General features: G+C 37.9%; 18 protein-coding genes and 1 pseudogene. All 19 read left to right on the forward strand.

The genetic code is table 11. The features are described 5' to 3' along the window. The first annotated feature begins 2 nt into the window (after positions 1-2). Positions 3-731, forward strand: a complete 729-nt coding sequence (locus B3209_RS01680; RefSeq protein WP_296689612.1) for a pseudouridine synthase — start codon at positions 3-5, stop codon at positions 729-731. A gap of 99 nt (positions 732-830) precedes the next feature. Next, positions 831-2,123 (forward strand): TetR/AcrR family transcriptional regulator, encoded by a 1,293-nt coding sequence (locus B3209_RS01685; protein ID WP_296689614.1) that lies wholly within the window; start codon positions 831-833, stop codon positions 2,121-2,123. Further along, positions 2,120-3,535, forward strand: coding sequence for a TolC family protein (locus B3209_RS01690; RefSeq protein ID WP_296689617.1), 1,416 nt, complete (start codon positions 2,120-2,122; stop codon positions 3,533-3,535). Before B3209_RS01685 ends, B3209_RS01690 begins: the two co-directional genes overlap by 4 nt. A gap of 1 nt (position 3,536) precedes the next feature. Next, entirely contained in the window at positions 3,537-4,490 is a 954-nt protein-coding gene (locus tag B3209_RS01695; RefSeq protein WP_295800711.1) for an efflux RND transporter periplasmic adaptor subunit, read from the forward strand. A 3-nt stretch (positions 4,491-4,493) separates the two neighbouring features. Further along, positions 4,494-7,682, forward strand: a complete 3,189-nt coding sequence (locus tag B3209_RS01700) for an efflux RND transporter permease subunit (protein ID WP_296689620.1) — start codon at positions 4,494-4,496, stop codon at positions 7,680-7,682. A 20-nt stretch (positions 7,683-7,702) separates the two neighbouring features. Then, entirely contained in the window at positions 7,703-8,020 is a 318-nt protein-coding gene (locus B3209_RS01705) for a PG0541 family transporter-associated protein (RefSeq protein WP_276752243.1), read from the forward strand. 153 nt (positions 8,021-8,173) lie between these two features. Beyond that, positions 8,174-8,476 (forward strand): annotated as a pseudogene (locus B3209_RS11755) (acyltransferase family protein); the annotation flags it as partial. Positions 8,477-8,495: 19 nt separating this feature from the next. Then, positions 8,496-9,260 carry an acyltransferase family protein gene (locus B3209_RS01710; protein ID WP_296689623.1) on the forward strand — a complete coding sequence of 255 codons (765 nt, stop codon included), beginning with the start codon at positions 8,496-8,498 and terminating at the stop codon, positions 9,258-9,260. A gap of 134 nt (positions 9,261-9,394) precedes the next feature. Beyond that, entirely contained in the window at positions 9,395-9,697 is a 303-nt protein-coding gene (locus B3209_RS01715) for a hypothetical protein (RefSeq protein WP_295801031.1), read from the forward strand. Further along, positions 9,694-11,454, forward strand: a complete 1,761-nt coding sequence (locus tag B3209_RS01720; RefSeq protein ID WP_296689627.1) for an HD domain-containing protein — start codon at positions 9,694-9,696, stop codon at positions 11,452-11,454. The genes B3209_RS01715 and B3209_RS01720 overlap by 4 nt, the downstream gene beginning before the upstream one ends. 65 nt (positions 11,455-11,519) lie before the next feature. After that, on the forward strand, positions 11,520-12,035 hold the full coding sequence (locus tag B3209_RS01725) for a transcription termination/antitermination NusG family protein (protein WP_296662057.1): 516 nt from the start codon (positions 11,520-11,522) through the stop codon (positions 12,033-12,035). A gap of 88 nt (positions 12,036-12,123) precedes the next feature. Then, positions 12,124-12,381, forward strand: a complete 258-nt coding sequence (locus B3209_RS01730) for a hypothetical protein (RefSeq protein WP_295801040.1) — start codon at positions 12,124-12,126, stop codon at positions 12,379-12,381. Positions 12,382-12,748: 367 nt separating this feature from the next. After that, complete coding sequence (locus B3209_RS01735; protein WP_296689629.1) at positions 12,749-12,964, forward strand: hypothetical protein; 216 nt, start codon at positions 12,749-12,751, stop codon at positions 12,962-12,964. Positions 12,965-13,342: 378 nt separating this feature from the next. Next, positions 13,343-13,753, forward strand: coding sequence for a sugar 3,4-ketoisomerase (locus tag B3209_RS01740; RefSeq protein ID WP_296689631.1), 411 nt, complete (start codon positions 13,343-13,345; stop codon positions 13,751-13,753). Continuing rightward, complete coding sequence (locus B3209_RS01745; RefSeq protein WP_296689634.1) at positions 13,740-14,159, forward strand: sugar 3,4-ketoisomerase; 420 nt, start codon at positions 13,740-13,742, stop codon at positions 14,157-14,159. Before B3209_RS01740 ends, B3209_RS01745 begins: the two co-directional genes overlap by 14 nt. Next, a complete protein-coding gene (locus B3209_RS01750) occupies positions 14,156-14,713 on the forward strand; it encodes an acyltransferase (RefSeq protein WP_296689637.1) in 558 nt (185 codons plus the stop codon). Before B3209_RS01745 ends, B3209_RS01750 begins: the two co-directional genes overlap by 4 nt. Beyond that, entirely contained in the window at positions 14,710-15,753 is a 1,044-nt protein-coding gene (locus B3209_RS01755) for a 3-oxoacyl-ACP synthase III family protein (RefSeq protein WP_296689640.1), read from the forward strand. Before B3209_RS01750 ends, B3209_RS01755 begins: the two co-directional genes overlap by 4 nt. Before the next feature lie 17 nt (positions 15,754-15,770). Further along, a complete protein-coding gene (locus tag B3209_RS01760) occupies positions 15,771-15,989 on the forward strand; it encodes a hypothetical protein (RefSeq protein WP_296689642.1) in 219 nt (72 codons plus the stop codon). Next, positions 15,989-16,735 (forward strand): SDR family oxidoreductase, encoded by a 747-nt coding sequence (locus B3209_RS01765; RefSeq protein WP_296689644.1) that lies wholly within the window; start codon positions 15,989-15,991, stop codon positions 16,733-16,735. The genes B3209_RS01760 and B3209_RS01765 overlap by 1 nt, the downstream gene beginning before the upstream one ends. Positions 16,736-16,742 lie beyond the last annotated feature (7 nt).

A 16,742-nucleotide genomic window follows, 5' to 3' on the forward strand; every position in this document is an offset into this window, starting at 1 on the left:
CAATGGATGCAGAAAAACAGATACAGATTGTCATTGAACCGTCAAAAGAAAATCCGTTCGTTGTTATAAAAAAGCCACGTGGACTTCCAAGCGCTCCGCTTTTTGAAGGGGACAAATGCGCATTTTCTCAAGCTGCAAAACTGTACCCATATATTTTGGAAGTTTCCGGGAAAAAGGAAATAGAGCACGGACTTGTGCATAGAATTGACACAGAAACAGAAGGCTTGCTTTTAATTGCCGCAACACAAGAATGCTATAACGTATTTATAAATTTTCAACGTGAAGGCAAGTTTTTAAAAGGATATTCTGCAAAATGCCAGAAAATTGAAAAACAGATTGAAGGATTTCCTCCAGCTGAATTTCTGATAGAAAACAAATCAGATAGTGTAAAAAAATATACAGTCTCTTCAAGGTTCAGGCCTTTTTCTTTAAAATCAAAGCAAGTCCGCCCTGTAACAAACGGCTCTGGAAAAGCGGCGCAGAAAAAATGCAGCGAAAAAATTTACACAACGGAAATAATTTTGGACACAGAAAAACTTTTTGCAAAATGTTCTATAAAAGAGGGCTACCGTCACCAAGTAAGATGCCATTTAGCTTGGCTTGGTCTTCCAGTCCGCGGAGACAAGCTTTACAATCCGCTTTGCAGCCAAAATGAAGAAATGCAGTTCTTTGCGGACTACTTAAAATTTCCTCATCCTTTAACCGGCAAAATTATTGAATGCTCCTACTAATTAGCCCAAATACTAATTACGTTTCTGTTTCTTATTGACTTTTGTTAAAATGTTGTTTATATTTTGGTTACCGATTATTCGGTAACACTATGGGCAATTATGGAAAAGAAGCAGAATTCAACAAGGGACAAAATCATCCAGTCAGCATTCTCTTTTTACGATATGCTTTTTTTTGAAAGAATTTCACTTTCAAAAATTGCTGCAAAAGCCGGCATTACAAAACCTGCTATTTACAAACATTTTAAAAGCCGCGAAGACTTGGAAAACGCAATGAAGTCTTTGATTCTTAGCGATATTGCCGATACAATCAAAAGCTGCGGAAAATATAAAAACGAAGAAACAATCCTTGAAAAAGTCATAGTTCTTCTTTGCAAGAAAAAATCGTATTTTTACTTTATACTTTCCAATTCACTTGAATTCAGCATTGACAACTTTTTAATGGAGATAGAGAAGCACGATATTGCTGACTTAAATTTAGAAACCATTTTTGACAGTTGCGGAAACGTTGCAGACATTGAAGTTTACAAAAAAATTCTTTTTGTTTCCGCCACAATGATTTTTTTCCAAGGCGCAAGAGACTTTATTCTGCTAAACAAAAAGCTACCTGATTCTGATGAAAATATTCAGGAATATGCGGAAAAACTTTCCAAGTTCATTATATCCGGCGGACTTGGACATGACATAAAAGACACTGACGCTCTCAGGCTTTCCCAGCTTGACCTTCTTTGCAGCAAGGAAATTCAGTCTTTAAAAGAGCCTTGCAAGTTTTTTATAGCCATCGGAAATGTTGTGCGCCGTGTGGGATTTTCAAAAACCACAATTGAAGAGCTTGCAAAAGAGCTTGGACTTGCAAAAAGCAGCCTGTACACAAATTTCAGCTCAAAAAAAGAAATGTTCGAAGCTCTCATAAAAGAAGAATGCCTGAATTTATTTCACGTTATCAAGAAGAATCTTCTTTATGCAAAAAACAGCGCGGAATGTGTCTACATTTTTATGGAAACAGAAATTGAATTTTTCCTAAAGAGAAAAGGCTTGCTTTATGTTTGCCGCTGGCTCACGTTCCAAAATTCAAAGGATGATTTTAAAATCAAGGCAATGCACGAAAAAAGAGAAAAGACAATTGGCAAAGACGAGCAGCTTGACTTTACGTCTTTTATTCTCAACGCCGACATTATAACCCAGATTCCAGATTTTGGAACTCCAAAGATGGATGTGCAGATTATGTTCTCATGGATTTTCCATATGCCGATTTTTTTCTTGCTGCACAATGATCTTCATGATTTTCCAGAGGAATCAGTTCACGCTGCAATGAAGGACTTTTTTTATTGCATGGAAAAAGGAATTAATTTTATTGATAATAATGAAAATAATATTTCAGGAGGAAAGAAATGATTTTCAGCAAAAAGACATTTTTTAAGATTTCAGTCTTGCTTGCTATGTCTGGAGCTTTTGTCTTTGCTCAGGAAGCTTTGGTGCAGAACACTGAATCTGACAAAAAAACTGTAAACCTGACAATTTACGAAGCCGTGGACTATGCGCTTGAACACAGCCATTCACTCAAGACTGCCGACATTGACCTTGAAATCAAGGAGCGCGCCGGAAAAAACGCATGGAATGTTTTGCTTCCTACAGTTCAGGCTACAGGAACTCTTAACAGAACAACAGACATTTCTTCAAATTTGTCAGGAACAAACACAATGATGAAACTTCACGGACTTCCTGAAATTGAAGAGACTGAAAGCATGAAATGGACAGGAATCGCAAGTCTTTCTGTTGACTGGAATTTCAGCCTTGCAATGATTCAGCAGATAAGAGCTGCAAAAGCGGGCTACGAAGCCGGAAAAATCAGCTATGAGCAAAGTCTTGTTGAAACAGAAGTAAATGTAAAAAAACTTTTCTACAGACTTCTCTTGCAGCAGGAAAATTTAAACTTGCAGAAAACAACTCTTGAAAATTCAAGAAGACGCATGGTTCAGGCAGAAGCGAACTTTAAAAATGGAATGGTTCCAGAACTTTCAATGCTCCAGGCGCAGGTTACATACCAGAACAAAAGCCCGGAAGTAGCCCAGATGGAGCGTAAATTCCGCCAGCAGCTTGATACTTTTGCATTCCTTTTGGGACTTCCAGTTGGAACAGACATTGTTTTGCAAGGAAGCATTGAGCCTTTTTATGTTGACTTGCACTACGACACTCTTATTGAACGCTACGGAAACAACAGCCTAGACCTTCAGTCAATTGACAAGAACATTGAGCAGCGTCAGCGCAACCTTGACGCTTTAAATCTTAGCACTTACACACCGTTTTTCAATCTCAGCTACGGATTCAAGCCTATGCTCACTGATTTTCTTGACGCAGACAAAGGCGGATTCCCTACAGGCGGAGATTGGACAGATTCAGGCTCTATAAGCTTTACAATCGGATGGAACCTTACAAACATTCTTCCGTTCTCGTCAAACAGGCAGCAGGCAAAAGACTTGCAAGCAAATCTTGACAAGCTCAAGGTAAGCAGAGAAATGCTTCTTGAAAAACAGAAAATGACTGTCCGCAAATCCGTAGACACATTGATTCAGGCACGCGAGCAGATTCAGTCCATGAACAGAAGCATAACACTTGCACAGCGTTCTTACGACATGACAGTACGCGCTTACCGCAACGGAACAAGAGAACTTCTTGATGTGCGCGATGCAGAAGACCAGCTTAACACTGCAAAGTTCGGACTTGCAAAGCAAAAGTTCAACTATATTTCAGCATTGCTTGACTTGGAAACAACTCTTAATACAAAACTCACTGGAGGAGAAAAATAAAATGAAAAAAACAAGTGCAAAACTACCTTTTATCTTGATGGCAGCGGCAATCTTGTCATCCGCATTGGTTTCCTGCAAGGAAAAATCAGAAAAAACAGCAAAGGAAGAAGAAGCTGAAACAATTTATGCTGTAAACGCAGACATTGTTCAGGCCGGAAACCTTGACGACTACTTGGAATTCGGCGGAGACGTTTCTTCTGTTTCCGCAGTTGACGTTTACCCAGACGCAGCAGGAAAAATCTCACGCATAAGAGTTGCTGTAGGCGACCTTGTAAAAAAAGACCAGATTATAGCCTACGTTGATCCAAGCCGTCCTGGAATGAACTACAGCGAAAACCCTGTAAAATCTCCTATTTCAGGAAGAGTAACTTCATTTCCGCCAACAATTGGCACAATGGTTTCACAAAGCTATTCAATTGCAAAAATCAGCGACACAGACGAGCTTCAGATAAAGGTAAATGTAGCAGAACGCTTCATCAGCAGAATCCGCGAAAACCAGACTGCTGTTGTAAGTTTTGACGCATATCCTGGAGTTGAATTTAAGGCACGCGTTTTTGAAGTTTCTCCAGTTTTGGACACAACAAGCCGTACAATGCTTGCAAAGCTTAAAGTAGAGCCAGCCGACTCAAGAATAAAGGCAGGAATGTACGCCCGTGTAAAGCTCATCACCGACACAATCGAAGGAGCCGTTGTTGTTCCAAATGACGCCATTGTTTACCGCGACGGTAAGCCTTATGTATTTACAGCAAAATCAGAAAATGCGGAATCCAGCGTAAACATGGTTTCTGTAAAAGAAGGTCTTTCCGTAGACAATAAGACAGAAATTCAGGAAGGTCTTAAAGAAGGAGACGTTATAATTGTAAAGGGACAGTCTCTTTTGAGCGACGGTTCCAAAGTAAAGATTCTTTCAATTTCTGGAAAAGCAGTTGAAAGCAAAACCGAAAACAAGGACTAAAATATGACATTTTCAGAAAAATGTGTAAATAAACCAGTAACAACACTGCTGATCTTTTTTATAATGGTCGCGCTGGGTATTTTCTGTATATTCGATATGCCGGTAGATATGTATCCAGACATGGACTTGCCGTATATGCTCGTTTATACAGCTTACGATGATGCAGGCCCGGAAGAAGTAGAACAGAGCCTTACAAGAACAATGGAAAGCTCACTTTCTGGACTTAGCGGACTTAAGAAAATGCAGTCTCAGTCGCAGTCTGGAGCAAGCATTATATTTCTTGAGTTTGACTACGGAACAAACCTCGACACAGCGGCTATAGAAATCCGCGACAAGATTGATATTGTTCGAAGCTATTTGCCAGAAGATGCAGATTCTCCAATTACACTTAAGCTTGACCCTTCCATGATGCCTATTATGAACATTGTAGTTCAGGGCGACTTGACCCCGGAAGAGCTTAGAACAATCGCCGAGGACACAATCCAGCCGCGTCTTGAGCAGCTTGATGGAGTTGCTTCTGCAAACGTTATCGGCGGACGCGAGGAATCTATAAACGTAGACATTCCTAGAGACCGACTTGAAGCCTACGGACTTTCAATTTCTACAATCGCACAGATGATTGGAGCGCAGAACGTTCAAAGCTCAGGCGGAACAATCACTTCAGGCGATAAAAACTATACTATTAAAACAAGCGGAAAATACAAAAGCTTGGAAGATCTCAAGAACACGGTAATCACTTACAAAGCGGACTCTTTAGACAGCTCAAGGCTTGTTACAGTAAAGCTCCGCGACATTGCCGATGTCTATGACGGCTACAAAGATGAAAGCACTCTTGCGTATTTGGACGGAAAGCCTTGCGTAATGCTTATGATTCAAAAGCAGAGTGGAAAAAATTCCGTTACAGCCGCAAAAAATGTAAGAAAGGCTATTGTAAAGCTCAAGGCGGATCTTCCTGCTGGAGTTGAGCTTGTAGAAACTTCAAACACAGTAGATATTATTGAACAGACAATCAATGAAGTTGTTTCTTCTGTTGTTCAGGGCGCGCTTCTTGCAGTTGCAGTTTTGTTTATATTCCTGCGCTCTCTAAAAAGTACATTTATCATCGGACTTTCAATTCCGATTTCAGTATTTGTAACACTCATGCTTATGTACTTTAAAGGCATGACAATAAACATGATTTCCATGGCAGGACTTCTCCTTGGAATCGGTATGCTTGTAGACAACTCAATCGTTGTTCTTGAAAATATCTACGCTTACCGCCAGAGAGACGCCAAGCCAAAAGTAGCGGCAATTCTCGGAAGCCAGGAAATGGTAACTTCCATAACCGCTTCAACTTTGACATCTGTTTGTGTTTTCCTTCCGATGATTCTCTTTAGAAAAAAGCTTGGAGTCATGGGGCAGATGTTTGACAGCCTTGCCTACACAATTATTTTCTCATTGATGTGCTCTCTTATTGTTGCGATTGCCCTTGTTCCAGTTCTTTGTTCAAGCTATCTTAAAATCGACAAGATTGTTGACGAAAAGAAAAGCGGAATCGGGTACGGAATAAACCAGGCATTCAACAAATTCTTCTTGAATCTCGACAACGGATATGCAAAAGGTGTCCGCTTTGTTCTTCACCACAGAAAGACATTTATCATAGTTCTTGTATGCTGCTTTGTCCTTTCTATAGTGAGCGTAAAATTCGTAGGCTTTATCTTTATGCCGGAATCCGCCTCAAACACAGTCGGAATTGAAGTTGAGCTTCCAATGGGAACAACACTTGAAGTTACAGAAGACACCTTGAGAACACTTGAGGAAATCGGAAAGAAAGAGCTTGTAGGCGTAAAATACACATCTGTAACAGTCGGCGGAACAAGCGTAATTTCCGCAAGCTCCGAAACAAACACAGGCGCAATAACTTGGACTTTGTACGAAGCCAAAGAACGCGAAAAAGGCTGGGACAACGAAAAATCTGCAAAAGACAAGCTTAGAAAGTACTTCAACACGATTCCGGGCGCAACACTTTCATTTTCAACAAATTCGAACAGCGCGTCTTCTGGAGAAATGAGCATCGATATCCGCAGCAACGACCTTGATCTTGTCCGCAACACAGCAGCTCAGGTTGAAAAAATTCTTAAAGAGCAGGCGACTGAACTTGTAACAGAAGTTTCAAGCGATGTTGAAGATGGACTTCCTCAGGCAGAAATTGTAGTTGACCGCGACAGAATGTACGAGCTTGGCTTGAACATTTACAATGTAGGCTCTGAAATCAATGCCGCAATCAATGGAAAAACTGCCAGCCGCTACACAAAGCTTGGAGACGATATTGACGTTATTGTCCGCCTTGCAGAAAAAGACAAGAAAAAACTTGCAGACCTTGACCAGGTTTCTGTAGTGAATTCAATGGGACAGAGAATTCCTCTTTCAAGCTTTGCACGTTACGAGGAAAATCTTTCGCCTGTTACGATTCTTCGTGAAGATCAGTCAAGAATTGTCCATGTTACAGCAAAGCCAGTTTCCGGTGTTTCCCTCGATGTTGTTCAGACAGGACTTTTAAAGATTATAAACGACAACATTCCAAAAGACGACGCTGTAACAATCTCCATAAGCGGAGACTACGAAGACATGATGGAAGCTGTTGTTAACTTCGGCGCAATTATAATTCTTGCCGCGGCATTGGTTTTCATTGTTATGGCAAGCCAGTTTGAGTCTCTTATTGACCCGTTCATTGTTATTCTTACAATTCCGTTCTCGTTCATCGGAGTTATGATGACTTACGCAATGGTCAATCAGCGTCTTAGCGTTGTTACAATCATGGGTATGCTCGTTCTAGTCGGAACAATCGTTAACAACGGTATTGTTCTTGTTGACTACACAAACCTTTTGAGAAAGCGTGGCTATGAGCTTGAGGAAGCTTGTGTTGAAGCTGCAAGAAACAGACTTCGTCCAATCTTGATGAGTACACTTACAACAGTTATTTCCCTTGCTCCAATGGCATTCTTCCCGGGCGAAGGCTCAACTTCAATGCAGCCTATTTCACTTACAACATTCGGAGGAATGACATTCGGTTCAGTAATGACACTGTTCCTTATGCCGTCTATTTACTACATCATAAACTCAAGAAGAATGAAGAAAGCCGCAAAAAAGGCTGCCAAAAAAGAAGCTCTTCAGAAAAAGAAGCTTGAAGCCCTTGAAGCAAACAACGCTTAGCTTTTGATTGGAGGAAAATTATGGCTGATGAATACGAAAAAAATATACAGCGCGTGCGTGTAGAAATAATCTGTTCCCAGGCATTGGAAGAAGACTTTGCCGAGGAATTTGAAAAAAACAAAGTAGGCAAGCACTACACAAAAATTTCCCCTGTAATGGGAGCAGGCTACAGCAATCCGCATTTAGGAGACGCAGTCTGGCCGCAGCTCAACACAATGTACATAATCTACTGCAGCGAAGAAGAAGCTGAAAAAATCAAGCAGATTGTGGTTAAGCTTAGAAAACTCTTTATTACAGAAGGAATCGGTTGCTTTATAGGAAGCGGAACTGAAATCTAAAAATTAAATCCTGCTGGTTTTTACTGGCAGGATTTTTTTTCGACAAAAAATTGAAGTAGAATTACAAAATCTTGGAGGAAAAATGTCAAAGGATGCTTGTAATAAAACGGACGAAACGGTAACTCAACAATAGATAGTGATACTTCTCGCCGTATAACTTCGCTTAGATTTCTTTTAATCGTTCTTGTCGTATTCATTCATAACTGTTACACACCTCAATCAATTCAGAGAATTATGGATAATGGTGACATGCCACCTCTTTTTGTGAAAAACTCATTTGTGCATTGGGTAAAAATCTTTATAACATTTGGAATATCACGTTGTGCAGTTTCGTTGTTTTTTATGTTTGCGGCTTTTTTGCAGGCGAAGAAGAATGACAGTTATCTTGTTCTTCTAAAGAAGCGGGCAAAATCTCTTTTGTTGCCGTATGTGCTTTGGATGTCGCTTCTTGTTTTTTTTCTATGGTGGGCTAAAATTGATTGTAGCAAGAATAGCTCCGCAGTTTCTTGGTCATCCAGAAAATACTTGCCTTACATGGACTGTTTTGGATTGGGTTCACAAGGTCTTGGGGTACAAGCCGAATCTAGATGGGAGCGGTTTTGATTTTCCAGAATTTGCTACGCAGTTTTGGTTTATTAGAGACCTTATGATTCTTGTTGTTGTTTCGCCTGTGATAAAAGCCCTTATCAAGAAGTTTCCAGCCGGCTTTTTTGCATATACTTTTACAATCTTTATAATTCCTGTCCGCATGTATTTTGTCGAGACAACGGCTTTCTTCTTTTATATAGCTGGCTTGTATTGGGGAATGTATGACGTTCCATTATTCCAGAAGATTGACAGAATCCAGTGGAAGGAAATACTCTCGCTCTTTGTGGTTTCTGTTATATTTGCATTTACGCTTGGCGGCGGAGAACATACCACTTCGCGTAACTTTATGGTAATTTTCTCCTGTGTGATTGTGATAAAGTTTTCTGCCGTCATTGTGCGTAAAGAAAAATTGTATTCGCTTTACTCATACCTTGCAGGCTTTTCGTTTTTCCTGTTTGCAATTCATGCTCCGCTTGTAAACGAATATACCTCAAAACTGTGGATTTTGTTCTTTCCGATAAAGAACACATCCTGGAGCTTGTGCCAATATTTTATCCCGACTTTCTTAACAATCGTTATCGGAACCGGAATCGGGATTGTGATTAAGAAAATTTGTCCGCCTTTATTTAGGGCTTTGAATGGGGGAAGGTAAAAAAAACAAGAATTACAGAATATTCATAAATTGAACAAAATCTTAGTTTTTACCTTGTCAACAGACAATAATAAGTTTATACTAATCAGAACTTACTTTAGAGGTTTAAAGACGAAATGTGTAGATTCATAGGCATGGAATATCTGGCCGCAGCCGCATTTATTGCATTTGATAAGGAAGATGTTACTTTGGACGAGTTATCTCAGTATGGAATCAAGGTAACAAAAATTCTTGAAGATAGCCATATCTCTGCTGTTATTCTTTGCTCGGAGCATTATGCTTTGGAAATGGTAAGGAACTTTTCCGATTGTTTTGACCTTATTAATGATGATACTATCTTACATTTGAAAGTAGAGAAGAATATTTTAATTGCAAGATTTCTGACGTATATGTCAAAAGACCTTCTTTCGGCTTTTACGAAGCAAAAGGTTAAATGAGCGACATAACAAAAATAAAAGACCCTCTTTATGGTTATATCAAAGTCGAGGATTCTGATATAACCACAATTTTAAATAGTGCCGAATTTCACCATCTTTGTGATATTGTACAAACAAGCTATTCTTCGGTTTTTCCTACATCTACTCACAATCGATTTACTCATTCATTAGGTGTTTATTACTTAGGAACGATAGCCAGTGCGTCTCTTGTAAATTCATTTGACTTTTTAAGAATTAAGGGATTTGGAAAAGAAAAAATAGAAAAGTATAAACATCTGTTTCTGCTTGCCTGTTTGCTGCATGATGTAGGGCATGCTCCATTTTCTCATACAGGTGAGGCTTTTTATTTGGAGAATAAACAGAATCCAATATGGGAGCAGCTGAAAGCAGAGGTAGGTGACGAATGTTTTGACAGTGACTCGAAAGGTCGTTCTGTTGGTGCTCCTCATGAAATAATGAGTGCATTTGCTTCCTTAAAATTTTTCCCGAATTTGTTTACAAACAGTGAAGAGAAATCTTTCTTTGCTCGGTGCATTGTTGGATTAAAATATAGCGAAAATTCTGATGTATCCAGTATCAAAAACTGTTTTGTAGAATTGCTCAATTCAAAGACAATAGATGTTGATAAACTTGATTATCTTTTGCGGGACAGTTTTGTTACAGGCTTTAGTAGCGTAGATATTGATTATAAACGCTTGCTTTCTGCTGTGTGCGTTGCAGCAAAGAAAAGTAATTCTTCCAAAAAGCTGGTGCTTGCTTTTAACAAATCCGCTCTTAGTACTTTGGAAAGCGTGATTCTTGCACATGACATGGAGCGCAAATGGATTCAAAATCATCCTGTAATTCAATATGAGAACTATCTTGTAAAGTATATCATTTCAGAAGTCGTAAAATATTATCAGAGGAAGAATATATCCATATTTTCATTCCATGCGCTAGCTGTTAAAGGGTGCTCCAATGATGTTGAGGTAAAATCTTTTATAGACTTTATAAAAAGTAATACAAGTAACAAAAATGTATTAAAGTGGCTTGATTATGATTTCGAAACTTTGTTGAAAGACTTCCTTGAAAAGAACAATATTAATTTAAATACTAACATTCGGCTTCTTACTGATTCGGATGTTTTGGCAACGGCTAAAAATTGTCTGCCAGAGAATGCCATTATAAATGAATATTTTGACCGAAGTTCGAGAAAAAAAAGTTTTTGGAAGTCCGAATCTGAATATAAGATTTTGTTTGAACAAGATGCAATCAGTAAGGAAGCTTTGAAACAGTTGGAAGATAGGTTTACTTCTATTGAGAACGGATTAAAAATAGCTGATATGCTACCAATAATAAATGCCGATGCATTGCAGTATTTTAAGGAACAAAAGTTAAAACTGGATTTTTTTCCTGGATATGAGAAAGTACAGCAAAGAGAATTGAATAGTACAATCGCTCTGCTTGAGTTGTTAGAAAACTTTGCAAACGAACAGAGAATACCATTTGAATTTGTTACGATTTCTGCAAATCAATTTAATACAGGATTCAATAAAAAAGATTTTAAGGAAATCAATGTATATTTTCCGAATTTGAGCAATGTCAGTTTCTTGAAAGATGCCATAAACCTTTTTGATGCAGAACAGCCCCGTTCGAATTTCTTTTATCTCTATGCAAAAATGGAAAACAGAGATTATCAGGCAATCTCGAATTTGGTAAAAAAACTGATACGTTTTGCTACGGATAATTTTACCAGCGATAAATCATTCATAAAATGAACTGATTGCAAATAAAAAATCTTAATGGTAAACTTTTTTCTAAAATTTTCACTGGGGGAGCAAAAATGGAAAATTACTGCATAATGGTGCAGACTGGAAGCGAAGAAAAATTCAAGGAAGAGGCGGCGACTAGACTTTCAGAAACAGAAAACAGCAGCAAAGTACAGTTTTACTTCTTTAAGAAAATGATGCGGACAAGCAAAGGCAAGACTTTTGAAGAGCCGCTTTTTCCAGGATATATTTTTTTAGAGGCGGACTCCCTGAACACAGAATGCGTTACAACCTTAAAAACAGTAAAAAATTTCTACCACTTTTTAAAATCCAACAGCGACATAACAGAGCTTAAAGGAACAGACCTTGCGGTTGTAGAGCAGTTCAAGCGGTGCGGAGAGCGGCTAGGCTTTTCAAAGCTATATTTTGAGCCGGGCAGAAAAATCGTAGTCGTAGAAGGACCTCTGCAAGGACTTGAAGGAAAAATAATCGCAGTCAACAAAAAAAGATGCCGCGTAACAATCCAGCTTGACATGATGCCAAACGTAAAAAAAATAGACTTGATGTACGACCTTGTTCAGCCGGTGTAGGAGATGTGGGCTGTTTAACACGCAAACCGCGAAACAATAATCACACGCTGGGTAAAATATTTTGGAATTTAATCGAAAGGAGGTTTTTATGGGAATTTATTACAGCACTGTTGACGGCATAGTTCTTACTTTTTCAAAAATCCGCAAAAACGGCATATTTGACGAAATCGACTTTCGCTTTGAAAGACCAAATGACAAAGGAGGATTTGATTTTGCCGAGGGAAAGCTGCCTAACAATACATTCAATAAGTCATACGGATTTTCAGAAGACGAGCTTTTAGATTTGGAAAAGTATCTTAAAAACAATGCCTTTTTGATCTGGGAAATTGCACGTGAAACCGCATAAAATAATTGCATAGCAACTAAAGCATTCTTACAGTTTTCTTTATATACAATATTATGGCAAACAACTTTGATATTTTCTTTATTGACAGCGGTTTAATATTTGATTTATAATCTATAAGATACGTTGCAACTGTTTATTGATGTCCGGTAGGGACGTAAACGTGTACAGCTCCAAGCCTTTTTTTAGTACGCTGGGATTTTTCTCATTGCGGAAAGGGTGGAGGTGTATGCGGAATGGAATAGCTGAAAAACTTCAGCTATTATTGTCCAATAAACTACAAATTGACTTTTTAATAAAAGTGTTATATTTTTGCCGTTAGTATGAATGAAATGCAGAAAGAGGATTTGTATCAGATTCAGGTACGGCTGTGAAAACAAGCGAAAATGAGTACACAATGGAAACTCTTGCAGCTCTTGCCGGCAAGGTCATAGCAAAAAAGAACGGAATTTCTGATATTCAAGGTTTTGACTTGCTTATGAATTCAAAGACCGGCGAAATGCTTTTTGACGACAATTACAACCTTTGGAATAACGGTCCGGACTACATTGCAGCGGAATACTTTCTGGAAAAAAAAGCGGAGTAGTGTTTTTTTATACTATCAGAACAAGAACACATTTGACCTGATAAAAATAAAACTCGTTGTCAAATAATTTTCTGCAGGATATACGCGATAATAGCCATGTGTATGCATTTAAGTAAATTATAAAGCAAATTAGTGTCCAGTATTTGCTTTTGTATAATCCAGTATGAAACGTTGTAGCGTCCACTGTGATGCTTTGTAACGTCCAGTGTGAAATGATGTAGTGGACAGTGTGAAAGGTTAAAATAGGCATTTTTGTTTTATTCAATGATGTTTAGCTTAAAATAAATTGCTTCTAATAAAATCACATATTTATACATAATTGATTTAATCAAATAAATCAAACAAACGTACAATCAAACTGATTTCTAACAAAAAACAATGAACGAACCAAAAATTATTCAGCTCCCCAAAATAAGTGACCCTAGGGGAAATTTGTCTTTTTTTGAGAACGACAATCAGCTGCCGTTTAAAATCAGACGTTCCTACTGGATTTATGATGTTCCAGGAGGAGAAAACCGTGGCGGACATGCCTACAAGAATACAGAAGAGTTTATAGTTGCTCTTTCTGGAAGTTTTGATGTCGTGCTAGATAATGGAACAGAAAAGAAAACATTCGCTTTGAACCGCTCTTATTACGGCTTGTATGTTCCAAAGCTTTACTGGCGCGAGATGGAAAATTTTTCCACAAACTCGCTTGCAATGATAGTTTCTTCTACGGACTACAATGCGGATGACTATATCCGCGACTACAATGAATTTTTGTCAAAGGTAAAAAATGAACAAAGATAAAACAACGGTCTATGACTGCACAATGATTGAGCTTAGCAAGAATCACCGCGAAAAGGGAAATCTTACAGTTGTTCAGAATGAAAAAGAGATTCCTTTTGACGTAAAGCGGTGTTATTACCTTTATGATGTTCCAGGCGGCGAGGAGCGTGGCGGTCACAGCCACAAACAGCTTAAGCAGCTGATTATTGCTGCAAGCGGAAGTTTTGATGTCCGCCTTGATGACGGGCAGGTTAAACGTACTTTTACACTGAACAGACCGTATCAGGGGCTTTTTGTTGTTCCCGGAATCTGGCGAGATTTAGATAATTTTTCCAGCGGCTCAGTATGTCTTGTGCTTGCAAGCGAGGTGTATCAAAAAGAAGACTATATCCGCAATTACAATGAATTTCTGGAGTGGAAGAAATGATTCATGAACTTGCTGACTGCAAAGCTGAAAACATCGGTGAAAATACAAACATCTGGCAGTTCTGCGTTGTTTTTCCTAAAGCTAAAATCGGCGATAACTGCAATATCTGCGCAAATGTTCTGATAGAAAACGAAGTTATTATAGGAAACAATGTGACGGTCAAGTCCGGCGTGCAGCTTTGGGATGGAGTTGTGCTGGAAGATAATGTTTTTGTCGGACCGAATGTAACATTTACAAATGACTTGTTTCCTCGTTCAAAAGTTCATCTAGATGAATATAAAAAAACTATTATAAAAAAAGGAGCAAGCATTGGTGCAAATAGTACAATAGTTTGCGGTCATATAATAGGAGAAAATGCAATGATTGGAGCAGGAAGCGTTGTAACAAAAGATGTTCCGGCAGGAGAGCTTTGGCTTGGCAATCCGGCTAGATTTGTAAGAAAAATTGATGATTTGAAAATTAACGGGGGGGGGTACAACTGTAAAGTAAAAATTGTCATAAATAAATCAAAGCGGTATTGCAACTTGTCTCCAATAATGGAGGCGGCTGCATGATTTCTTCTATAAAAAATGTCAGAATTGCTGGTGTTTCTTGTGTTGTGCCTACAAAATCAAAATCTTTATATGATGAGCCAAATCTTTATGATGGGAATCAAAAGAAAATTAAGAGAATTGTTGAATCAAGTGGGTTTTTGAATAGAAGAATTGCAGATGAAAATGTAACAACTTCTGATCTTTGTTATAAAGCAGCTCTTGATTTACTTGAAAATTGTCCAGTTGAGAAATCAGATATTGATGCAATCCTTTTTGTAAGTTATACGCCAGATTATTTTATGCCAGCAACTAGTTATGTTTTACATAATAAGCTTGGTTTGAATGAAAACTGTATCTGTATGGATATTCCACAAGGTTGTAGCGGTTATGAAGTTGGATTATATCAAGCTGGAATGTTGATTAATAATGGCTGTAAAAAAGTTTTGCTTCTTGTTGGTGATACATTCAGCAAATTTTCTGATATGTTCATAAATAAAACAGCTCCGGTTTTTGGTGATGCAGGAACAGCAACTCTTATAGAATATTCTGAAAACGTAGCGCCTTGGTATTTTTCATTTCATACGGATAGTTCTGGATATGATGCTTTGATTTGTGAGAATGGAGCATTTAGAAATCCTGTAAGAAGGTCTGATTTCTATGAAGAAGGAGCTTTTGAATATAAAGCAAAAATGGATGGTGCAAGAGTTTTCGATTTCACTATGAAAAGAATCCAGCCGTCTATTATGGAGATTTTAAAAAATAATGGAATTTCCAAAGATGATATAGATTATTTTGTGCTTCATCAGGCTAATAAAATGATTTTACAAAATATTGCACTTGCATTAGAAATCCCCTTAGAAAAAATGCCTATTGGAACAATGACAGAATATGGAAATCAATGTGGAGCTTCTATTCCTTGTACTTTTAGTAAATTCTTAAAAAAAGATTTTTCTTCAAAGAAAAGTAGAGTTTTATTAAGTGGATTTGGAGTGGGATTAAGTTGGGCAAACTGTATTCTGGATATAGATAACATTTATGTTTCAGAATTGATTGAATATTAGTTTTAGGAGGAATATTTATGACTAAAGAAGATTTTATTTTAAAATTTGCAGACATTCTTCAAACTGAAGAAAAAATTACACTGGATACAGTTCTTGATGATTTAGAAGACTGGGATTCTTTGAATATTATGGCATGTGTAAGCTGGTTTCTAGAAAATAAAATTAATATTACAACGAAAGAAATTACAAGTTGCAAAACTGTAGGTGATATTGCTAAAAAATTTGGTGTTAATTAATGGCAATTTTTTCATCGAATGATATTTTTATAGTAACAGGTGCAAGTTCTGGAATCGGTAGGGCGGTGGCTTTTAAGTTGATTGAAGAAGGCGCAAAAGTTGTTGCAATTGGTCGTAATGAAGAAAAACTTGCCGCTCTTAAATTTGAGTGTATAAATTCTGAGCATTGTTTTATTGAAAAAGTAGATTTAAACGAGCATCTTTCAGATATGCCATTATTTTTGCAAAGTTTGAAAGAAAAATATGGAAAGTTTACAGGTCTTGCTTATTGTGCTGGTTCAATTTTGCTAAAACCTGCGAGTGCTATAAGTTATGATGAAGCATTGAATTTGTTCAATATAAACTATTTTGCACCTGTTATGATGTTAAAAAGTTTTTGTGATAAACGCATCTGCATAGGTCGAGGGGCGTCTGCTGTGGCGGTCGCCTCAGCAGACGCCTTTCTCAGAGAGAAAGGCCTCTGCATCTATAGTGGAACAAAGGCTGCATTGCAAGCAAGTTTTTCAACTGTAGCAAAAGAAGTCGCTCCACGAGGAATGAGGATAAATACCGTAAGTCCTAGTGATATAAAAACTCCAATGACTATGAATGATACGATGAAAGAAATGCGTCAGGACCGAGAAAAATTGTATCCATTTGGATATGGAGAACCTCAAGATGTTGCAGAACTTGTTGTATTTTTATTGAGTCAAAAAGCAAAATGGATTACAGGGCATGACTATATAATTGATTGTGCAACATTTTAGGAAATAA

The sequence above is a fragment of the Treponema sp. UBA6852 genome, from assembly GCA_002449305.1.
Classification (GTDB): domain Bacteria; phylum Spirochaetota; class Spirochaetia; order Treponematales; family Treponemataceae; genus Treponema_D.